We start from the raw sequence: 18,564 nt of genomic DNA on the forward strand, positions 1-18,564 counted from the left end.
GCCGCGCTTCGTTGGTGCAGTCGCCGCGTCGGAACGCGTCAGTCGATGTCGAGGAAGCTGCGAAGCTGCTCCGAACGCGACGGGTGACGCAGCTTGCGCAACGCCTTGGCTTCGATCTGGCGGATGCGCTCGCGGGTGACGTCGAACTGCTTGCCGACTTCTTCCAGCGTGTGGTCGGTGTTCATGTCGATGCCGAAACGCATGCGCAACACCTTCGCCTCCCGCGGGGTCAGGCCGGCGAGCACGTCGCGGACTGTTTCCGACAGGTTGATGTTGGTGGTGTTCTCGATCGGGGACTCGACGTTGGTGTCCTCGATGAAGTCGCCCAGATGCGAGTCTTCATCGTCACCGATCGGCGTTTCCATGGAGATCGGTTCCTTCGCGATCTTCATGACCTTGCGGATCTTGTCCTCGGGCATGTCCATTTCCTTGGCCAGCTCCTCCGGCGTGGCCTCGCGGCCGTACTGCTGGAGCATCTGGCGGGAAATGCGGTTGAGCTTGTTGATCGTCTCGATCATGTGCACCGGGATACGGATGGTGCGCGCCTGGTCGGCGATCGAACGGGTGATCGCCTGGCGGATCCACCAGGTGGCGTAGGTCGAGAACTTGTAGCCGCGGCGGTATTCGAACTTGTCCACCGCCTTCATCAGGCCGATGTTGCCTTCCTGGATCAGATCGAGGAACTGCAGGCCGCGGTTGGTGTACTTCTTGGCGATGGAGATGACCAGGCGCAGGTTGGCCTCGACCATTTCCTTCTTCGCCTTGCGCGCCTTGGCTTCGCCATAGGCCATTGCACGGCTGATTTCCTTGATGTCGGCCAGCGTCAGGTGCATTGCCTGCTCGACAGCGATGGTGGCTTCCTGCTCGGCGACGATCTGCTCGCGCACGTCTCGCAAGCCCGACGACCACTTCTGCTTGCGCTTGAGGACTTCGTCCACCCAACCCAGGTTGGTCTGGTTGCCTTCCCATGCACGCAGGAATTCCTTGCGCGGCATCTTGGCGACATTGGCGCACAGGTGCAGCACGCGACGCTCGTGGTCCTTCACCTGCGCCACGACCTCGCGCAGCTTGCGCACCAGCGTGTCGGTCAGCGGCAGCGGCAGCTTCAGGGTGACGAAGGTTTCGGCCAATTCGGTGCGCAACTTGGCGACGGCCTTGTTGTCGGCGCCGTTCTTCGCATACGACTTCTTGAACTTGGTATAGCCATCGGCCAGCACCTGCATGCGGCGCGCGACTTCCTCCGGATCCGGACCGGTCGGCGCGGCTTCCTCGGCGGTGTCATCGTCGCCGTCTTCGTCTTCGTCGGCATCCTCGGCGCTGTCAGCAACCTCTTCGGCGGCCGGTACTTCCGGGGCCGGCTCCTCGACGTCGTTGAACCCGACGACGACTTCGGCCAGGCGTTTCTTGCCGGCCTTGTGCAGTTCGTACTCTTCCAGCAGCAGTTCGATCGACCACGGGAAGTTGCCCAGCGAGGCCTGGACCTGGCCCAGGCCTTCCTCGATGCGCTTGGCGATGGCGATTTCGCCTTCGCGCGTCAGCAGCTCGACGGTGCCCATCTCGCGCATGTACATGCGCACGGGATCGGTGGTGCGGCCACCTTCGGTGTCCAGCGAGGTCAGCGCGGCGGCGGCTTCTTCGGCCGCGGTCTCGTCGACTTCGCGGTTGCCGGTGTTGCCGTCGGCCAGCAGCAGGGTTTCGGCATCGGGGGCAACTTCATGGACGTCGATGCCCATGCCGTTGATCATGCCGATGATGTCCTCGATCTGCTCCGGGTCGACCAGGTCGTCCGGCAGGTGATCGTTGACTTCGGCGTAGGTCAGATAGCCCTGCTCCAGGCCCTTGCTGATCAAGAGCTTGATATCGGACTGCTGCGCAGGACGTTCGTTGGCCATGGAGGTTGCGCCACCGGGAGTAAGGAAGGGAGAACCCCGTATTATACCAGCCCGGACCGGCTTCGGTTCCTGAAGCCCTACACCCGGCAAGGGGAGAACGTCAGGGGCGGAGCAGGAAGGTCACGGGCCCGTCGTTGACGAGGCTGATCACCATATGGGCACCGAAACGCCCGGTTTCCACCCTTCCTGCGTGCGTTTGGCGGCAGATCGCCACCAGTCGATTGAAGCCCTGTTCAGCCTCGGCGGGTGGGGCTGCCGTCGTGAAGCTGGGGCGCATGCCCGAGCGGGTATCCGCGGCCAGGGTGAACTGGCTCACCAGCAGCAGGCCGCCGCCGGTATCGGCAAGGGACCGGTTCATCCGCCCCGCTTCGTCGGCGAACACGCGATAGCCCAGCAGGCGCTCGGCCATGCGCGCGATCTGCGACTCGCTGTCCCCGGGCTCCATAGCGACCAGGGCCAGCAGGCCACCGTCGATGGCGCCGACGACGACCTCATCGACCACCACGGACGCCCGGGTAACGCGCTGGATCAGGGAGAGCATGGGCAAGTGTCCGGACCGGGAACGACAGGATAACGGCGCTCGCCGTCCGACCCGCCAGGGACCGCCATGCGGGTTGGCTACACTCGGCGAATGAAACCGGACACCCTCGCCGCTCTCGGCTACCACGCCGCCGCCCTGGTCGGGCGTCTCCCCTGGTCCTGGCTGCGCGCCCTGGGCGACCTGATGGCGTGGGCCTGGCGCAAGGCGGACGCTCGCGAGAGCCGGGTGGCCCGCCGCAACGTCGAGATCGCCTACCCCGACCTGCTGCCCGGCCAACGCGAGGACCTGCACCAGGCCATCCTGCGTACCACTTCACGGCAGGCGCTGGAAACCCTCCGCTTCTGGACCCGCCCTCCCGCGGAGAACCTGGCCTATCTGCGTGAGCGCCACGGCGAGGCGCTGTACGACGCCGCGCTGGCGAGCGGCAAGGGCGTGATCGTCGCCGCACCGCATTTCGGCAATTGGGAACTGCTCAACCAGTGGCTCGCCTCGCGTGGCCCGCTCGCCATCGTCTACCGGCCTCCTGCGTCACTGGTCGGCGATGCCTTCCTGCTGCGTGTGCGTGGTGCGGACAACATCCGCCAGGTGCGCGCGGAAGGCCCGGCCGTACGGCAACTGTGGAAGGTACTGAAGGAAGGCGGTGCGGTCGGCATCCTGCCCGACCAGCAGCCCAAGGCCGGTGACGGCGAATTCGCGCCATTCTTCGGCAAGCAGGCGCTGACGATGACACTCGTATCGCGTCTCGCCGAGCGCACGGGCGCGACGGTGTTGTTCGCATGGTGCGAGCGGATCGGGCCTGGGCCGGACTTCGCGCTGCATGTCGAACCTGCGTCGCCAGCCATCGCCGATGCGGACCCGGTCGCCGCCGTCACCGCACTCAACGAAACCGTCGAACGGATCGCGCGACGCGATCCCGCGCAGTACCAGTGGACGTACAAACGCTATACGCTGCGGCCTCCGGGCAGCGGTGAGGACACTCCCTACCGCTGACGCCGGCAGGGGACGGGGAACACGACGCAACGACGACGTTTCCGCGACGCATTCCATGCAACAAGGACGCGCCAGCCGCAATGATCGACACCATGCACACCCTCGCTGCCGAAGACGCGGTACCGCCACCGGACTGGCAGGCCCTCCCCTCCCGCGGCGCCTGGCTGGCAGCCCTTGGAGGTGCGGCGCTGCTGTTCCCGCTGGGCTTCCCCGTCTTCTTCATCTCGCGGGCGACGGACGTCGTATCGCCCTGGCTGGCCGTCCCGGCAGCCGCCGTCATCGGCGCCGTGGTGGGCGCGTGGGTGGCGGTCAAACGCCACCGGCGCACGCGCTGGCGCCTGGATGATCGCGGGTTCGCTGTCCGTCGTGGCAACTGGTGGCAGAGCGAAACCCATGTGCCGATCTCCCGTGTGCAGCATCTCGACCTGAAACGCGGTCCGCTGGAACGCAGCGCCGGCCTGTCGACACTGGTGGTGCATACCGCCGGCACGAGAATGGCCGCCGTGTCCGTCTCGGGCCTGGACGCGGACGACGCCGAGCGCCTGCGCGAGCGCCTGGCAACGCAGGTCGACCACGACGACGCGCTGTGATGGAAGACGCCGTCCCGCGCGACGCGGCCAACGAACGTCGCCTGCACCCCTGGTCGTGGCTGTTCGTGCTGCTGCAGCAGCTCAAGCAGTTCATCTTCCCGCTGGTCGCCCTGCTCGTGTTTGGCGCGCGCCGGGGCGGTGGCGATGGCGAGCTGTGGGCATCACTGGCTCCCGTCATCGGCATCGCCGTGCTGGTAATCCTGGCGATCCTCCAGTACTTCACGTACCGCTACACGATCGGCCGCGACGGCCTGACCGTGCGCGAGGGCCTGCTGCACCGTTCGCGCCGGGAAATTCCGTTCTCGCGCATTCACAACGTGGTGGTGCACCAGTCGCTGCTGCACCGCCTGTTCGGCGTGGCTGAGGTGCGACTGGAGTCGGCCGGCGGAACGAAGCCCGAGGCGGAGATGCGCGTGCTCGGCCTGCAGGATGCGCTGGCGCTGGAAGACCTGGCGCGGCACCGGACGCAGGAAGCCCCGCTCGCCGCATCCGAGCCGGGCGCGATGCCGCGCGCCGAAGGCACCACGCTGCTGTCGCTGTCCACGCCGGAGGTCATCCGGCTGGGCCTGATTTCCAACCGCGGCATGATCGTGGTGGCGGCGGGCTTCGGCGCTGCGTGGCAGATCCTGCCGGAGAACATGATCGAGCAGTTCTTCCGCCAGGGCGCCAAGCAGGCGTATGGCTACGCCGAAGGCCTGCACCTGGGCTGGCTGACCGGCGCTGCGGGCGGTATCGCGCTGATCGGCATCGCGTTGGCGCTGGTGCGTCTGCTGTCCGTCGCCTTGGCCCTGTCGCAGTTCCACGGCTTCCGGCTGACGGAAGAGCCGCGTCGCCTGATGGTGGAGCGCGGCCTGTTCGCGCGCCTGCGTACCAGTGTTTCGCGGCGGCGCATCCAGGCATGGACCCTGCATGAAGGCATCCTGCACCGCCTGTTCGGCCGTCGCTCGCTGCGCATCGATACCGCCGTCGCCGAGAAGTCCGGACAGCAGGACATGCGCGCCCTCAAGGACGTCGCCCCCATCGCGCCTCCCGATGCCTGCGACGCGCTGATCAGCCACCTGCTGCCGCACGCGCACTGGCCACGCAATGACTGGCAGCCCGTGGACGCCTCCGCACGTTGGCGCCTGTGGTTGCCCTCCCTTGCCTGGCTTCTCCCGGTGACCGCGCTGGCCGCGTGGCATCTCGGTGGCTGGCTCTGGTTGCCGGGACTCGCCTGGATGGCCGCGGCGGCGTACGCCGCTCACCGACAGGCCCGTCGTATGGGATGGACGCTGGACGGGCATCTGGTTGCCGTGCGCAGCGGATGGTGGTCCCGCTACTGGCGCTTCGCCGAGATCGACAAGTTGCAGGCACTGCGCCTGTCGCGCTCGCCGCTGGACCATCGCTGCGGCACCGCGACACTGTGGCTGGACACGGCCGGCGCGAGCGGTATTTCTGCGCCGCTGGCGTTGCGTTTCGTCCCCGAGGCCGAAGCCCGGGCCGTCCACGAGCGACTCGCCACGGCCCTGGCTCAACGCCGCCTGCATTGGTGATACCGATGCTGACCGACGCCTGCACGCCATGAACACGCTCCTTCCACTCTCCGCCGTCATCATCACCAAGAACGAAGCCGACCGGCTGGGGCGCTGCCTGACGTCGGTGCAGGGTGTCTGCACCGAAATCCTGGTACTCGACTGCGGCTCGGAAGACGGCACCGTCGCCCTTGCGCAGTCGCATGGCGCACGCGTGGAGCACCAGGACTGGCTGGGTTTCGCTGGCCAGAAGAACGAAGCCATCCGCCGCGCCACGCAACCGTGGCTGCTGTTGCTGGACGCGGACGAGTGGCTTGCCGAGGGCAGCGAGGCTTCGCTGCGCGCGCTGTTCGCCAGCGGCGAGGTCGAGCACGCCGATGTGTGGCGGCTGAAGCGCCGCAACTGGTTCCTGGGCCGCATGCTCAGCGGCTTCGAGCGCACCGAGCGCCTGGTGCGCCCGGATCACCGCTACCTGCCGATGCGCGTGCACGAGAAGCCCGATCTGACGGGAAAACGCGTGAAGGACAGCGACATCACGATCGAACACAACACCGCACGCACGCTGGAGGCGCACCGCGCGAAGAATGCCCGCTATGCGCGCCTGTGGGCCGAGCAGCGGCATACCGACGGCAAGCGCTGTTCCGCGCTCAGCCCCTGGACGCATGCGACCGCCTACTGGCTGAAGATGTACCTGCTGCGCGCTGCGTGGCGCGACGGCCGGCAGGGCTGGTGGTTCCACGCCAGCCACGCGCAGGCTGTCATCGACAAATACCGCCATCTGCACGCACTGGGGAGGCAATCATGAGCGGCAATGCACCGCCGCTGGTGGTCCGATGCGGCGCGTTCGGGGACGTGGTGATGCTGACCACGATGATCCGCCTGCTGCATGCCCGTTACGGTCAGCGCGTCGATGTGCTCGGCTCAGGCGGTTGGACGCCACCACTGCTCACACCTCTGCCCGAAGTCGGCCATGTCCAGATCGTGAGTAGCCGCAACACGCCCTACCTGCTGTGCCCCAGCCAGTGGGCTGCCGTGCGATGGCTGCGCGGCCGGGGCAATGGTCCGGTCTACGTCTGCGACACCGACGCGGCGACGTTGCAGCTGTTGTCCCGGGCAGGCCTGAATGCCGACGACATCGTGCAGCGCACCCGCGAGGATGACGAGAGCGACGGCGTGACCCGCCTGTGGCCGGACCGCTGGCTGCGGATCGGCATGCGTGACCCATCAAGCGGATACCCGACGCACGCTGTCGAACCGTCCATCTACCGCTTTCCACAACTGCAGATCACCGAGGCGGATCGCGACGATCTCGCGGCCTGGCGCGCTGCAACTCAGCTGGAAGGCCAGTGCGTGCTGTTCCAGCCCGGCAACAAGCGCACCCACAAGCGTGGCAACGTCGGCACCGCATCGCACCCCAAGTACTGGCCACCGCAGGCATGGGCCGACGTCGCCACCGCTATCTGGCAGCACCTGCCGCAGGCCCGCATCGTGCTGTGTGGCTCGCCTGCTGAACATGGTGTCCTTGACGAGATATCGGCCGCCACAGGGAACGACCCACGCCTCTACAACGCCGCGCGCGAACTGCCTGTTCCTCGCCTGCTGGCCCTGCTGGAACAGGCGCACAGCCTGGTGTCGGTGGATACCGGTCCCGCGCATGCGGCGGCGGCATTGGGCTGCCCGCTGGTGGTGATGTTCGGCGCCGCGTCGCCAGCAAAATGGCGACCGATCGGCCCCGGCGCGATCACCGTTCTGGGTGGAGAACGTGGGGAAGCCAGTCGCGTGCGCGACATTCCCGCCGAGGACGTGATCGCGGCCTGGACGGCCCTGCCTGCCCGCGGGACGGGCTGAATCCGGTATTCAACCCGCCTGGTGGTGGGCGGACTTGTCGATGCCGTACGGTGTCCAGGTGATTCGCTGGGCGCGCGTCTGCGCACGGATCGCTAGATTGCGCTCCACCGATTCGCGGGTCTTGTAGCCTCGCGCGTGGTCCAAGTGCACGCAGACAGCCCGATGGCGGATCTGCTTGCCACGGATACCGTAGTTCTCCAGCCGTTCGCCGAGTTCACGGTCGGGCCCTCCGTACTTCATCCGCTCGTCGTATCCGTTGATCGCCAGCAGATCCGCCTTCCATGCGGACGAGTTGCAGTTGTTGAACGTCGCCCGCGTTGTGGTGAGGGTATCCAGCAGACCGCCGGCCACCTTGCCGGCCCCCAGTTTCAGCGTATTCGACAGACCAAGGCGGTCCTGTCCGCGCAACCAACCGCGGTCGAAACAGCGGCCATCGAGGATGTCGGCGGCGGTGATGGCCTTGCTTAGCTTCATGCTGAGCTTGCAGTAGCCGCCCGACAGGAAGCGGCCCGGCTCGGCCTGTTCGGCGTGGACCTGCACGAAATCGCGGCGTGGAATGCAGTCACCGTCGGTGAACAGGATGTAGTCGTGCTTCGCCTCCAGGATGGCGACGTTGAGGATCTCCTGGCGACGGTAGCCATCATCTTCGTGCCACACATGCCGCAGCGGCACCGGAAAATCGGCGGCAAAGCGCTCCACCAGCGCGCGGGTCGTATCGCGGGAGCCATCGTCGGCAACGATCAGTTCGAAGTTTCGCCAGCTCTGGTTGCGATAACCGAGCAGGACCTTCTCAAGCCACTCCTCGGCGTTGTACGTACTGGCAATGACCGTGATGTTCATGGTGCTCCTCCCCCACCCGTGCGGCGCCCGTGACCCTGGCACGGCGCCTGCTCCCACGTGGATTGTCCCGCGCCTTGATGACAGCTGGTAGTGACGATCGGCCTGGTGTCAGGCCGGGCCCCAGTAGCCGATGCGACGGCGGATCTTCAGCTTGCGCCACAGGTTCATCGGCTTTGGCCTGGGGTTGCGCGCCCCCGAAGCGATGAACGCATCGATGGCATCCAGCACGCGCTCGCTCGACCGGCCATCGCGATACGGATGGATGCTGTCCGCGTAGTCGACGATCGCCTGCATGAGCGCCGGCGGACGCTCCAGTGCACGGCGGATCGCCGGCTCGAATTGCGATGCGTCATCGATGTCGATCAGCTGCGGGCCCGGACGACGGTTCTTGAACGTCACCACCGGCTTGTGCGTGAGCAGGAACTCATTCAGCGCCGACGAGGTGTCGGAACACATCATGTCGACCTGCGGAAACAGGTCGAGGATGTTGTCGTCGTCGGCGAACCGCAGGTACTCGCTCTCGAGCGCACGGAACTTCGCCACCGTGTCCGGGTTCATCTTGGGATGGAACGTCACGATCCAGTACCACTCGCCGCTACGCGACAACCGCTTCACTTCCTCGTACAACGTCTCCGCCGCGCTCCACGAAGGCGAGAACGTGGAGTGGTAAAGGATGACGGGCGGCTTCCGTACCGGCGGCAGGCCACCGGCGATGTCCTTCATGAAGGGATCGATCTTCGGCCAGCCGGTCTCGACGACCTTGAAGTGGCCAACGCGCTCGGCGATATCCGAGAACGCGCGCGTGTCGTTCGGTCCGGTGGTGCAGTAGAGGTCGAAGAAGCCGCGGATATAGATGTGCCGCGGCTTTCCGGCATCGAAGCCATGGAACGTCTCGACCTTCACACCAGGAAAAAAATGCGGCACCGCATTGCTGCCGGTGATCACGGCGATGGCACTCCAGCGCCGGACCTCTTCCGTGGTCGCCAGCAGCTTCTCGTCCGGGCGCAGGTCCTCTGCGCCGGGTCCATCGAAGAACCACGCAGCCTCGTCGCCGCGCGCACGGATGGCGTCCTGCACGGGACGAAGGATGGCGAGCGCATAGCGCTCCGAGCCGTAGAGAAGATAGTGCTTGGCCATCAGTGTTCCAGTTCGTGGCGGGCGAGCTTGCGATGCGCGGCGTCGACCGAGGCGGGGTTGTGCAGCATCTCGTAGTAACGCATGCGCTTGTAGAGGGCGTAGCTGGCCGCCGTCTGCGCAATGATGAAACCGCGCCAGCCATCCAGGAAAGCCAGTCGCAGCAGATAGTCCTTGATGAAAGCCGACAGGTAGACGAGCGGACTCAGCCACATCTGTACCGGCCGCTGCTTGTCACGCCAGTCCAGCGCCTTCAGCTCGCTGTAGCGCAGCACCTTCAACTGCTTGTGCACCAGACTGGGATTGTCGGCGTGGTTGAACGGCGCCTTGAATTCCGTCGTCTCGCCGTCGAATCGCAAGGACTCGTGGACGCGCACGTCCGTCCAGCGCGCGCGGCCGCGATGATAGAGGCGCGCCGAGCGCTCACCGACCATCGGTCGGTACCAGCGCATCGGCCCACCCATCAGCCACGTTCGCCGACGCAGCCAGGCACCCGCCTTGCCCGAGGCCATCAGCGTGGGCAGCCCGGCCTCCAGCTGCGAGGCCAGTTCCGGAGACAGGAACTCGTCCGCATCCAGCACGAGGATCCAATCATGTGCCGCCTGGGTACTGGCGAAATTGCGCTGGGGCCCAAAGCCCAGCCAGTCCTGATGCACCACTTTGGCGCCATGCGCCCGCGCAATCGCAACGGTATCGTCCTGACTGCCACTGTCGACAACCAGCTTTTCTGCGACGAACCGCACGCTATCAAGGCACCTGCCAATGTTGGCCGCCTCGTTCTGGGTGATGACCACGAGGGACAGGGGCAAGGTCGACATAGACACATTCTAGAGCCCACGCGCGCGATGACGCGAGCGCCCGCGAAATCGCCATTTCGCCGACTTATATGACTGACGGCTGTCTCGCTTCTCAATACCACCTAGCACTGACACGCCGTCCCCGGACAATTGCGACTTTCCCCCCACCACCCCCCCATGCAGCGCATCCTGGTCACCGGCGGAGCCGGCTTCCTCGGGTCGCACCTGTGCGAGCGATTGGTCGAACAAGGCCACGACGTACTGTGTGTCGACAACTTCTTCACCGGCAGCAAGCAGAATGTGGCCCATCTGCTTGGCCATCCCCGCTTCGAGCTGATGCGTCATGACGTGACGTTCCCGCTGTACGTGGAGGTGGACAGGATCTTCAACCTCGCCTGCCCCGCATCGCCGGTGCATTACCAGCACGATCCCGTGCAGACCACCAAGACCAGCGTGCATGGTGCCATCAACATGCTGGGACTGGCCAAACGCTTGGATGCGCGCATCCTGCAGGCCTCGACGAGTGAGGTATATGGCGATCCGGAAGTGCATCCGCAGAAGGAGGACTACTGGGGACGCGTCAATCCCATCGGCATCCGCAGCTGCTACGACGAAGGCAAGCGGTGCGCCGAAACCCTGTTCTTCGACTATTTCCGCCAGCACGAGCTCGACATCAAGGTGGTGCGGATCTTCAACACGTACGGCCCGCGCATGCATCCGAACGACGGACGCGTGGTGTCGAATTTCATCGTCCAGGCGCTACGCGGGCAGGACATCACCATCTACGGCGACGGCAGCCAGACACGCAGCTTCTGCTACGTGGATGACCTGATCGAGGCGATGCAGCGGATGATGGACACCGAGCGCGGCTTCACCGGACCGATCAACATCGGCAATCCGAGCGAATTCAGCATGCTGGAGCTCGCCGAGAAGGTAATCACACTGGTCGGCGGACGATCGAAGCTCGCGTTCCAGCCGCTGCCTCACGACGACCCGCGCCAGCGCCAGCCCGATATCGCGCTCGCGAAACAGAAACTGGACTGGGAACCGAAGATCGCGCTCGACGAAGGCCTGCGCAGGACCATCGACTATTTCCGCCAGCTGTTGCGGGAAAGCGCATGACGAGCTTCGCCGTCGTCGTCACCAACTACAACTACCGGTCCTTCGTCGAGGCCGCGGTCGACAGCGCGCTTGCGCAACGGCGGGCACCCTTGCAGGTGATCGTCGTGGACGACGGTTCCACCGATGGCTCGCCCGACCTGCTTCGCGAACGCTACAGCAACGACGCGCGCGTCACCTTGCTGTTCGGAGAGAACCAGGGACAGCTGGCGGCCTTCCGGAAAGGCGTGCTGGCAACGAATGCCGACGTCGTCTGTTTTCTTGATGCGGACGACCTCTGGGAACCCGGTTACCTGGAAGCCATCGGCGAACTCTACGACGCGCGTCGCGATATCGATTTCGTCTTCAGCGACCTGCATGTCTTTGGCGACGACGAAGAACACATCCGGTTCGATGAGAAGGCCGTTGACCTGGGTTTCACTGCGATCAGCACGCTGATCCTGCATCCTTGGTACGGGGCACCGACGTCGGCGCTGTCCCTGCGTCGCCCGTGGGCACTGCGCACACTGGACCTTCCGGCATCCTTCGACGCGCTGTGGCGTCTGTGCGCGGACGCCTGTGTCGTCCATGGGGCCAGCATCCTGGGCGCACGCAAGTACTTCCTGCCCACCGGCAATGTCCGTTATCGCTCGCACGGCAAGAACGGATGGTGGGCCACGCGGCGCGATCCAGTCTCGTTGTATCGCAACCGCATGCGAAATCTCGGCATCATCAACCACTACGCCGCCATCGTCGGGCTCGACCGTTCGGCCGCCGATCTGAGCAAGTACGAATATCGCACGAAGGTTTCGCCATCCCGTGGCGAGCGCAAACGCTACGCGTCGCTCGCCCTGCGCGGTGCGGCGCCGTGGTGGAAGCGCTGGGAGCGGGCGGTGGGCATCCTTGCCGGTCGCCGCAAAGGAAAAGCATGACCATGCACGCCACCTCGCGCCCGGACACCGTCAGCGTCCTCGTCACCACCTACAACTGGCCCGAGGCGCTGGAGAAGGTGCTGCTGGCACTGGCCGCCCAGACCATGCTGCCGCACGAAGTCATCGTGGCCGATGATGGCTCCGGCGAGCAGACCCGGGCGCGCATCGCGTCCATCGCCCAGTGGTATCCCGTCACGCTCCGCCACAGCTGGCAGCCCGACCAGGGCTTCCGTGCCGCGCTGTCGCGCAACCGCGCGATCGCGGCAGCCACCGGCGAGTACGTGATCATGCTGGACGGTGACATGGTGCCGCACCCGTCATTCATCGCGGATCATCTCGCGGCCGCCCGGCCGGGTTCTTTCATCCAGGGCATGCGCGTCCTGACCGACGAGACCGGGCGTGACGATCTGATGGCCAGCGATCGGAATACGCTGGGCTTCTTCGATCGCGGCATCCGCCGCCGCCGCCATACGCTTCGCCTGCCCTGGCTCGCCACGCTGATTGCGGATGCAAGCGAAGGCACCTCGTTGAAAGCGATCAAGACCTGCAACCAGGGGTGGTGGCACTCAGACCTGGTTGCACTCAATGGATTCGACGAGCGCTACGAGGGATGGGGACGGGAGGACGTCGACCTCGCCGTCCGCGCCGTCCGGGCCGGCATTAAGCGCCGCTCGCTCCGCTTTGCCGGACTGGCGACCCACCTCTACCACCCCGAACGGCACGATGGCGAAACCAGTCCCAACGACAGGCTTATCGCGGAAGCACTGAAAGGTGACTACACGCGAAGCCCGATCGGGCTGGACTCGCATCTTGCACACCAAGAGAACGCGTTGCAGACGCCGGATCTCGAAATTCCGCGTTCGCGCGCAGTGCGCGCTGCGTAACGGAGCCAACGGCGCACTGCCCGCGTTTCATTCTGGCGCAACGCGAGTCACCGGATCCACTCGCGCCACAGCGGCGCCAAGCAGCATCCCGACGAAGATCGCATAGGCGCTGGCACTCAGCGCATGCGCGAACATGGACTGGGTAAGTCCGGATACGACGTAGGCCGCGATCAGCAGGGCGCAGGATCGCGCAGCCACGCCGTCACCGCTCGATGCGGATGCCTTGCGTAGCAAGCGAGTCGCCAGCAGAAACGGGACGAGGTACAGCGCCAGCAACGCACCCAGTCCGGGAATGCCCATGGTCGAGGCCCACTGCGCCAGATCGTTGTGTGCATGGTTGAGATCGCAGAAATGCCGCGGCCCCTGCTGACAGTAAGGGCTCGCATCGATCCTGGCCTCGAAACCCTCGATGCCGACGCCCGACATCGGTGACTCACTAACGGCCTTCCACGCGACGCCCCACAGCGCCAATCTGGCGCCCACCGGCGTATCCACGTCACCGAGCGCATAGCGCTCGACCTCCATCTGCACGTCATCCAGTCTGAACTTGGATGACAGCCACGACACGTTCCATACCAGTAACGACGCCACCAGCAGTACGACCGACGCAACCGCGATCCTCTTCCAGCGTCCGACGTGACCGCCCGCCATCGTCGCGACGAGCACCAGCGCTAGGCCCGGCAGAGCGCCACGCGATCCACTGAACGTGATCGTCACTGCAGCGATGGCGACTACCGCGACCAGCAGACACCGCACCGCGATCTTCGGCATGGCAGGCCTGCAGAAAACGGCGAGCACCAGCAAGGCCAGGACCGCGTTCGCAAATACGATGGGGTTGATGCCGCCCCCTGCGCGACCGACACCCTGACTCGCCTCGACCATCGAGATCGCGCAGGCCACCAGCAATCCTGCCACTGCCCCCCACCCCAAGGCGGATGCCGACAATCGATACATCCACATCAGCCACGCGCACCAGGGCAACAGCAGCAGTCGGGATGGATTATCCAACGCATTCCATCCGGCGCCCGACCAGACGGCGGACACGCCTGCCGTCAGCACCAAGGCAGCAGCAAGCACCGCGAGCCAGCGGATCGCGCCGGGCAGTGGTGGGCGCTGCCGTGCAAACGCCTGCGGCAGTGCCAGCAGCGTGGCAATCACCAGTGTCACCGCGAAAAGAGACAGCCCCTTGGGCACGACCAGTAAGCCGCACGCACTGAACGCTGCCATCCACATCGACATGCGCCCGATGATCCAGGGCAGGGTGGAGAACGTGCGCTCCTGCACGTGGAGCGAGGCAACCGACATTCCGATGTCCGGGCACGGCGCGCTACGGAGCGCGTGGACGGCGAGTATCCCGTAGAGATCGCTGTGTCAGCGTCAAGGAAGCATGAACGACGAGCGCCTGGACAATGCCCGCACTTGCGGGACGACGATGCTGCGTCAGGCCTTCCGCATCACCGCATAGAAGAAGCCATCCATCGCCTGCTCTCCTGGCAACCGCTGCGCAGCCGTCGCCGTTTGTCGGCCCAGCGATTCGGGAAGGTCTCCCGGCACCGCATCCTTCGTGCGCTCAAGGAAATGCGTGATCTGCGCGGTGTTTTCGGACGACAGGATCGAACAGGTGGCGTAGACCAGCACCCCGCCACGCCGCAGCACCTGCCAGGCGACGTCTAGCAAACGGGACTGGAGCGCCGTCAGCGCGACCAGGTCCTCGGGGCGCCGATGCAGCAGCACATCCGGCTGCCGGCGCACGATGCCGGTCGCCGAACAGGGGGCATCCAGCAACACCGCATCGAAGGGTTGGCCATCCCACCACGCTGCCGTGTCGGCCGCATCAGCTGCGCGCAACGTTGCCTCCACGCCGACGCGCCCAAGCGTCTCGCGCACGCGCTGCAGGCGACGCTCGTCGACATCCAGCGCCAGCACCTGCAATGAAGGATCGCGTTCGAGCAAGTGCGCGGTCTTGCCGCCGGGCGCTGCGCACATGTCCAGCACGCGCGCGCCGGGAGGAAGATCCGCGAACAGGTCGGCCACCTGTTGCGCAGCGCCGTCCTGTACGGAGACATCGCCCGCAGTGAAGCCCGGCAGGGCGGTGGCCGCCACAGGGGTCTGCAGGACCAGAGCATCCGCCATGCCCTCAACCGGTTCGGCTGCGATGCCGGCTTCATGCAAGCGCTGTCGGTAGGCCTCGCGAGTGCCATGTCGCGAGTTGACCCGCAGCCAGAGCGGCGCTTCGTGCTGGCTGGCCGCGAAGATCGCGTTCGCCTCCGCTGGCCAGTCCTCGCGTACCTGCCGCCGCAGCCAGGCCGGCCACAAGGCGTCAGCAGGCGCCTCCGGCAGACCTTCGCGCTGTGCACGCCTCAAAAGCGCGTTGACCAGCTTGTCCTGATGGGGGCGCCCGAGCGCGCGCACCGCCTCAACGGTCGCGGACAGCGCGGCATGGGCCGGCAGTTCCATCACCACCAACTGCGCGAACCCTACGTGCAATAGCGCGCGCAGCTCGTTGTCAGCACGTCCCAGCGGCTTGGCCATCCACGCCGCGAGCGCGGCATCGCTGCGCGCACGCGCGCGCAGCACCGCAAAACAGATCGCTTCAAGCAGCGCGCGGTCGCGCGGATCCTCGATGCGGGGCAGGTTCGTGGCCAGTTCGGCCTTCAGCGAACGACCGCGATACATCACCGCATCCACGACGCGGGCCGCGAGCACCCGCACCGCCACCCCGGCCTGCGTGGTCACGGCGACACCAGGTCGCGCCGCGCATTGAGGTAGTCCGCCGCCGTGATCGCCTTGCCGCCTTCGCGCTGGACCACGCGCAGACGCAGCACGCCCCTACCACAGGCGATGTCCAGTCCCTGCCGGCTGACGGCCAACAAGGTGCCCGGCGCTGCGCCATGCACCTGGTCGATCGCGACGGCACCGTGGATGCGCAGGCGCTCGCCAGCGACCTGCGCTTCGGCGACAGGCCATGGGTTGAAGGCGCGCACCTTGCGCGCCAGCTGGTCGGCGGGCTGCGTCCAGTCCAGCTTGGCCTCCGCCTTGTCCAGCTTGTGCGCGTACTCGACGCCCACCTCCGACTGCGGGTGCGGGGGCAACCGGACGCCAGCCCGCAACAGGCCCAAGGCATCGCGCAGCACCTGTGCACCCAGGTCTGAGAGCCGGTCATGCAACTGGCCGCCGGTGTCGTCGGGCCCGATCGGCAGGCTTTGCGCCAACAGCACCGGTCCGGTGTCCAGGCCGGCTTCCATCTGCATCAGGCAGACGCCGGTCTCGTCGTCGCCGGCCTCGATGGCGCGTTGGATCGGCGCGGCGCCACGCCACCGTGGCAGCAGCGACGCGTGCACGTTCCAGCAGCCGTACTGGGGAATGTCCAGCACTGCCTGCGGCAGGATCAGGCCGTATGCCACCACGATCATCACGTCCGGCTGCATCTCGCGCAGCGCGTCCTGGGTGGACTTCTTCTTCAGCGACAGCGGCTGCAGCACCGGGATGCCGCGCTGGATCGCCTCCAGCTTCACCGGCGACGGCGTCAGGCCTCGGCCACGGCCAGCCGGCCGGTCCGGCTGGGTGTAGACCGCGACCACTTCGTGGTGGGCATGCGCCGCGCGCAGGCAGGGAACGGCGAAAGCCGGCGTGCCGGCGAAGACGATTCTCATGGGGGACTGGCTTCGAAAAAGGAGGACGGAACCGGCGGGAGCATCCCGTGCGTCCGATCCCGTGGCGCGGCGATCAGGCCACGTGCTTGCGTTGCTTCGCCAGCTTCTTGCGCACCATCTCGCGCTTCAGCGGCGAGAGGTAGTCGACGAACAGCTTGCCGTCCAGGTGGTCCATCTCATGCTGGATGCACACGGCCAGCAGACCGTCGGCACGCAGTTCCTGCGGCTGGCCCTGGCGGTCGAGGAAGCGCACGGTGATCTCATCGGCACGGGTGACATCGGCGAAGATGCCGGGCACCGAGAGGCAACCTTCCTGATAGACCTGCTCACCTGCCTTGTCGCTCAACTCGGGGTTGATGAAGACCTGCGGCTGGTTCTTCTCTTCGCTGATGTCGATAACCATGAAGCGCTGGTGTACATCCACCTGGCTGGCCGCCAGGCCAATGCCCGGGGCGTCGTACATGGTCTCGAACATGTCGTCGAGCAGACGCTGGAATGCGGGCGTCGTCACATGCGCAGCGTCGATCGGTGCCGCCTTCGTGCGCAGGCGCGGATCGGGGAATTCGAGGATGGGGAGCAGGGCCATGGTACGTCTCGGGATGGGGGCGCCAGTGGAATCCGGCAAGGCCTCACGAATTCTAACGCGGGCGCTTGCGTTGCGCCGGGTTTTCTGGACTATAGTGCTGACCACCTGTCGGGGAATCAGGTAGATACCGCCATGTTTAAATGTTTTCGTACGGTTTTCGCCGTCGCGGTGCTGACCGTCGGCACCTATGCGGCTGCCGCCGAGATGGCGGGAAGCCATCCTGATACCTATGTGGTCAAGCGTGGCGACACGCTGTGGGACATCTCGGCCCGCTTCCTGAAGAAGCCGTGGCTGTGGCCGGAAATCTGGCAGGCCAACCCGCAGATCCAGAACCCGCACCTGATCTATCCCGGCGACGTCATCAGCCTGGCCTATCTGGACCGCGTGGCGGTTCAGCCGGGTCCGCGCCAGGAAGCGCCGCTCAATGCCATCCCGCTGTCCGACATCGAGGCCTACCTGAAGGACCGCCGCGTAGTCGACAGCTTCGAGCAGCTGCCGCATGTGGCAGGACTGGACGAGGATCGCCTGCGCGGTTCCGGCGGCCACAACATCTACGTCCGCGGCCTGGATGGCGGACAGGCCGGCCAGCGCTTCCTGGTCGTGCGCCCCACCGCCAAGTTCACCGACAACCCGCGCGCCCAGGACCTGGACTTCCGCGGCCGGACGATCCGTGGCGAAGTCGACCAGTGGAAGGACATCGTCGAGCAGAGCGGCAAGGGCGCCTTCCTCGGCTACGAGCTGGCCAAGGTCAATGTGGCCACCTTCACCCGCGGCGTCGTGCCGGGCACGGAGGTCAGCACGCTGGTCGCCGACATCGGCGGCCATGAGGTGCGCGTTGGCGACCGTCTGATCCCGGTCGATGCGCAGCCCTACGATCTGCACTTCTTCCCGCACCCGCCTACCACCGATCCGGCTGGCAAGCTGCGCGTGCTGGCCGTGGCGGACGCCCTGACCTCAGGCGGCACGCGTGACGTGATCGCGATTTCGGGCGGCCGCCTGGACGGCGTCGACAACGGCACCGTGTTCTCGATCTGGCGCAACGGCAGCCACACCGCCAACCGCATGGCGCATCCGGAATCCTCACGCATCAGCGAGACGCCGAAATCGGGTGCCGGACGCGTTGCCCTGCCGGACGAGTACGCCAGCCATGCGATGGTGTTCCGCACGTTCGACAAGGTCAGCTATGCGCTGGTGATGGAAGGCGTGGAAGCCACCCGCGTCGGCTATGAACTGAAGCACCCCGACGCGACCTACTGACGCGCGTCAGG

At 66.1% G+C, this 18,564-nt stretch carries 18 protein-coding genes; 9 read left to right on the forward strand and 9 right to left on the reverse strand.

Annotated features, from left to right (window positions below):
- Nucleotides 1-38: 38 nt before the first annotated feature.
- Nucleotides 39-1,892, reverse strand: coding sequence for an RNA polymerase sigma factor RpoD (gene rpoD / locus IB225_RS14445; protein WP_192311970.1), 1,854 nt, complete (start codon nucleotides 1,890-1,892; stop codon nucleotides 39-41).
- 100 nt (nucleotides 1,893-1,992) lie between these two features.
- Nucleotides 1,993-2,433 carry a D-aminoacyl-tRNA deacylase gene (gene dtd / locus IB225_RS14450; RefSeq protein ID WP_192311971.1) on the reverse strand — a complete coding sequence of 147 codons (441 nt, stop codon included), beginning with the start codon at nucleotides 2,431-2,433 and terminating at the stop codon, nucleotides 1,993-1,995.
- Between the two features lie 90 nt (nucleotides 2,434-2,523).
- Here dtd and IB225_RS14455 point away from each other — a divergent pair, with 90 nt between their 5' ends.
- From IB225_RS14455 to IB225_RS14475, 5 genes are all read left to right on the forward strand, one after another.
- Entirely contained in the window at nucleotides 2,524-3,423 is a 900-nt protein-coding gene (locus tag IB225_RS14455) for a lauroyl acyltransferase (RefSeq protein ID WP_192311972.1), read from the forward strand.
- Between the two features lie 92 nt (nucleotides 3,424-3,515).
- On the forward strand, nucleotides 3,516-4,013 hold the full coding sequence (locus IB225_RS14460) for a PH domain-containing protein (RefSeq protein WP_192311973.1): 498 nt from the start codon (nucleotides 3,516-3,518) through the stop codon (nucleotides 4,011-4,013).
- Nucleotides 4,013-5,545, forward strand: coding sequence for a PH domain-containing protein (locus IB225_RS14465; RefSeq protein ID WP_192311974.1), 1,533 nt, complete (start codon nucleotides 4,013-4,015; stop codon nucleotides 5,543-5,545). The genes IB225_RS14460 and IB225_RS14465 overlap by 1 nt, the downstream gene beginning before the upstream one ends.
- 28 nt (nucleotides 5,546-5,573) lie before the next feature.
- The gene (locus IB225_RS14470) at nucleotides 5,574-6,329 is read left to right on the forward strand and encodes a glycosyltransferase family 2 protein (RefSeq protein WP_192311975.1); all 756 of its coding nucleotides are present in this window, start codon (nucleotides 5,574-5,576) and stop codon (nucleotides 6,327-6,329) included.
- Nucleotides 6,326-7,372 (forward strand): glycosyltransferase family 9 protein, encoded by a 1,047-nt coding sequence (locus IB225_RS14475; protein WP_192311976.1) that lies wholly within the window; start codon nucleotides 6,326-6,328, stop codon nucleotides 7,370-7,372. The genes IB225_RS14470 and IB225_RS14475 overlap by 4 nt, the downstream gene beginning before the upstream one ends.
- 9 nt (nucleotides 7,373-7,381) lie before the next feature.
- On the opposite strand, the gene IB225_RS14480 is transcribed toward IB225_RS14475, so the two are convergent.
- From IB225_RS14480 to IB225_RS14490, 3 genes are all read right to left on the reverse strand, one after another.
- Entirely contained in the window at nucleotides 7,382-8,212 is an 831-nt protein-coding gene (locus IB225_RS14480; protein WP_192311977.1) for a glycosyltransferase family 2 protein, read from the reverse strand.
- Nucleotides 8,213-8,320: 108 nt separating this feature from the next.
- Entirely contained in the window at nucleotides 8,321-9,349 is a 1,029-nt protein-coding gene (locus IB225_RS14485; RefSeq protein ID WP_192311978.1) for a CDP-glycerol glycerophosphotransferase family protein, read from the reverse strand.
- Complete coding sequence (locus IB225_RS14490; protein WP_192311979.1) at nucleotides 9,349-10,164, reverse strand: glycosyltransferase family 2 protein; 816 nt, start codon at nucleotides 10,162-10,164, stop codon at nucleotides 9,349-9,351. Before IB225_RS14490 ends, IB225_RS14485 begins: the two co-directional genes overlap by 1 nt.
- Before the next feature lie 156 nt (nucleotides 10,165-10,320).
- Between IB225_RS14490 and IB225_RS14495 the strand changes: the two genes are divergently transcribed.
- The 3 genes from IB225_RS14495 to IB225_RS14505 are packed head-to-tail and all read left to right on the forward strand — an operon-like array spanning nucleotide 10,321 to nucleotide 13,057.
- Complete coding sequence (locus tag IB225_RS14495) at nucleotides 10,321-11,265, forward strand: UDP-glucuronic acid decarboxylase family protein (protein ID WP_192311980.1); 945 nt, start codon at nucleotides 10,321-10,323, stop codon at nucleotides 11,263-11,265.
- Nucleotides 11,262-12,173 carry a glycosyltransferase family 2 protein gene (locus IB225_RS14500; RefSeq protein WP_192311981.1) on the forward strand — a complete coding sequence of 304 codons (912 nt, stop codon included), beginning with the start codon at nucleotides 11,262-11,264 and terminating at the stop codon, nucleotides 12,171-12,173. The genes IB225_RS14495 and IB225_RS14500 overlap by 4 nt, the downstream gene beginning before the upstream one ends.
- Nucleotides 12,170-13,057, forward strand: a complete 888-nt coding sequence (locus IB225_RS14505) for a glycosyltransferase family 2 protein (protein ID WP_192311982.1) — start codon at nucleotides 12,170-12,172, stop codon at nucleotides 13,055-13,057. Before IB225_RS14500 ends, IB225_RS14505 begins: the two co-directional genes overlap by 4 nt.
- A gap of 27 nt (nucleotides 13,058-13,084) precedes the next feature.
- Here IB225_RS14505 and IB225_RS14510 read toward each other — a convergent pair whose 3' ends face one another.
- The 4 genes from IB225_RS14510 to def form a co-directional block, all read right to left on the reverse strand.
- Nucleotides 13,085-14,362 carry an O-antigen ligase family protein gene (locus IB225_RS14510; RefSeq protein WP_192311983.1) on the reverse strand — a complete coding sequence of 426 codons (1,278 nt, stop codon included), beginning with the start codon at nucleotides 14,360-14,362 and terminating at the stop codon, nucleotides 13,085-13,087.
- Between the two features lie 135 nt (nucleotides 14,363-14,497).
- Complete coding sequence (gene rsmB / locus IB225_RS14515; RefSeq protein WP_345776627.1) at nucleotides 14,498-15,793, reverse strand: 16S rRNA (cytosine(967)-C(5))-methyltransferase RsmB; 1,296 nt, start codon at nucleotides 15,791-15,793, stop codon at nucleotides 14,498-14,500.
- Entirely contained in the window at nucleotides 15,790-16,710 is a 921-nt protein-coding gene (gene fmt / locus IB225_RS14520) for a methionyl-tRNA formyltransferase (RefSeq protein ID WP_192311984.1), read from the reverse strand. Before fmt ends, rsmB begins: the two co-directional genes overlap by 4 nt.
- A gap of 73 nt (nucleotides 16,711-16,783) precedes the next feature.
- Nucleotides 16,784-17,296: a peptide deformylase gene (gene def / locus IB225_RS14525; RefSeq protein WP_192311985.1), complete on the reverse strand. Its 513-nt coding sequence runs from the start codon at nucleotides 17,294-17,296 to the stop codon at nucleotides 16,784-16,786.
- A 132-nt stretch (nucleotides 17,297-17,428) separates the two neighbouring features.
- On the opposite strand from def, the gene IB225_RS14530 reads away from it, so the two are divergent.
- Nucleotides 17,429-18,553, forward strand: a complete 1,125-nt coding sequence (locus tag IB225_RS14530) for a LysM peptidoglycan-binding domain-containing protein (protein WP_192311986.1) — start codon at nucleotides 17,429-17,431, stop codon at nucleotides 18,551-18,553.
- Nucleotides 18,554-18,564 lie beyond the last annotated feature (11 nt).

It is taken from the genome of Pseudoxanthomonas sp. PXM02 (assembly GCF_014851805.1).
Classification (GTDB): Bacteria; Pseudomonadota; Gammaproteobacteria; order Xanthomonadales; family Xanthomonadaceae; genus Pseudoxanthomonas_A.

Coding starts and splice junctions, on each gene's coding strand:
- rpoD (WP_192311970.1), bottom strand. CDS start 1,892: ATGGCCAACGAACGTCCTGCGCAGCAGTCCGATATCAAGCTCTTGATC.
- dtd (WP_192311971.1), bottom strand. CDS start 2,433: ATGCTCTCCCTGATCCAGCGCGTTACCCGGGCGTCCGTGGTGGTCGAT.
- IB225_RS14455 (WP_192311972.1), top strand. CDS start 2,524: ATGAAACCGGACACCCTCGCCGCTCTCGGCTACCACGCCGCCGCCCTG.
- IB225_RS14460 (WP_192311973.1), top strand. CDS start 3,516: ATGCACACCCTCGCTGCCGAAGACGCGGTACCGCCACCGGACTGGCAG.
- IB225_RS14465 (WP_192311974.1), top strand. CDS start 4,013: ATGGAAGACGCCGTCCCGCGCGACGCGGCCAACGAACGTCGCCTGCAC.
- IB225_RS14470 (WP_192311975.1), top strand. CDS start 5,574: ATGAACACGCTCCTTCCACTCTCCGCCGTCATCATCACCAAGAACGAA.
- IB225_RS14475 (WP_192311976.1), top strand. CDS start 6,326: ATGAGCGGCAATGCACCGCCGCTGGTGGTCCGATGCGGCGCGTTCGGG.
- IB225_RS14480 (WP_192311977.1), bottom strand. CDS start 8,212: ATGAACATCACGGTCATTGCCAGTACGTACAACGCCGAGGAGTGGCTT.
- IB225_RS14485 (WP_192311978.1), bottom strand. CDS start 9,349: ATGGCCAAGCACTATCTTCTCTACGGCTCGGAGCGCTATGCGCTCGCC.
- IB225_RS14490 (WP_192311979.1), bottom strand. CDS start 10,164: ATGTCGACCTTGCCCCTGTCCCTCGTGGTCATCACCCAGAACGAGGCG.
- IB225_RS14495 (WP_192311980.1), top strand. CDS start 10,321: ATGCAGCGCATCCTGGTCACCGGCGGAGCCGGCTTCCTCGGGTCGCAC.
- IB225_RS14500 (WP_192311981.1), top strand. CDS start 11,262: ATGACGAGCTTCGCCGTCGTCGTCACCAACTACAACTACCGGTCCTTC.
- IB225_RS14505 (WP_192311982.1), top strand. CDS start 12,170: ATGACCATGCACGCCACCTCGCGCCCGGACACCGTCAGCGTCCTCGTC.
- IB225_RS14510 (WP_192311983.1), bottom strand. CDS start 14,362: ATGTCGGTTGCCTCGCTCCACGTGCAGGAGCGCACGTTCTCCACCCTG.
- fmt (WP_192311984.1), bottom strand. CDS start 16,710: ATGAGAATCGTCTTCGCCGGCACGCCGGCTTTCGCCGTTCCCTGCCTG.
- def (WP_192311985.1), bottom strand. CDS start 17,296: ATGGCCCTGCTCCCCATCCTCGAATTCCCCGATCCGCGCCTGCGCACG.
- IB225_RS14530 (WP_192311986.1), top strand. CDS start 17,429: ATGTTTAAATGTTTTCGTACGGTTTTCGCCGTCGCGGTGCTGACCGTC.